The organism is Marinobacterium marinum (assembly GCF_013868415.1).
Classification (GTDB): Bacteria; Pseudomonadota; Gammaproteobacteria; order Pseudomonadales; family Balneatricaceae; genus Marinobacterium; species Marinobacterium marinum.
Map to the genome: position 1 here is coordinate 1 of NZ_JACEMT010000053.1, position 1,073 is coordinate 1,073.

A 1,073-nucleotide genomic window follows, 5' to 3' on the forward strand; every position below is an offset into this window, starting at 1 on the left:
GCCAGTATCCGTGCAAAAGTTGAGCATCCGTTTCGGATCATCAAGTGCCAGTTTGGTTTTGTAAAAGCCCGCTACCGTGGCCTGAAGAAAAACGATAGCAAACTGGCGATGCTATTCGCGCTGGCCAACGTTGTGCGGGTAGACCAGATGTTGAGAGCGCAGGGTTAATCCGTCTGCGCTGCCTGAAAAGGCGGTTGCAGTCGGTTAAAAAAGGGGGAACGTGCGCATTTCATGCCCCAGGCACAGAGAAAATGCAGTTTTGGTGGCTCTGAGAGGACTTGTTCATACGTTCCTTAAGGTATTGTGCTTTCTTGGTTATTTGATACTTATCGTCTGTCATTCAGAGCCTAACCTTACTGCAGAAAAATATAACGCCGCACTTTGGGGCCGATGCAGCATAGCTGCTGAGGTCCCAGCAACACATAGTGTTGCGACAACAGTGCCTTGTTAGGTTACCTCATCAATGAATTGAACTTGGCCGAACCATTGTTCTTTCTGCAAAGGGTACTTTTTTAGAACTGATTCATATTTGAACCCATTATCCCCCATGAAATGTTCAGCAATTAATTTCGATGCTTCTACTGCTGAAAACAATGCTGACCTTGCCATTTCAAGAGACGTTAATGCTGAGTTTTTATGCACTGTGGCATTCCGTCTATTTTTCAAGCGGCAGACTGAATTTAACGGCTCTTTGGTCAGATCGAGCGGTACACCAGTTAAGATTTCTGGCCATTCCTCCAGCGCACGACCAAAGCTGGCTCTGCTGTACGATTTTTCAATCTTCAAAAAGTTACCAGGGTTATTTTCAAATATTGACCTTACACACTGGAAGAAAATTATCTCGACCAATTGGTGTGATGCTAGCAGTACCATTTGAGAGAGCGGACCATGATGGACATCAGCTTGATACTGATAAGCCGGAAGCTCATTTCTGACTAGCCAATAAGCTCCTATATATGTTTCCGACCATGCATCTAAATTGATCCACCCTGAGCTTTTTGTATGAGATATACTATTTATCATGACTGAAACTGGTCCTACCCACAAAAAGTAGACACTTTGATTATGCGCAT

2 protein-coding genes are annotated in these 1,073 nt (G+C 44.4%); one reads left to right on the forward strand and one right to left on the reverse strand.

All coding sequences use genetic code 11. From position 1 onward, the window contains the following. Positions 1–168 (forward strand): transposase (locus tag H1S06_RS13125; protein WP_181740954.1); only part of this gene is annotated, 168 nt, incomplete at its 5' end. Positions 169–447: 279 nt separating this feature from the next. On the opposite strand, the gene H1S06_RS13130 is transcribed toward H1S06_RS13125, so the two are convergent. Further along, positions 448–1,073 (reverse strand): hypothetical protein (locus H1S06_RS13130; protein WP_220183885.1); only part of this gene is annotated, 626 nt, incomplete at its 5' end.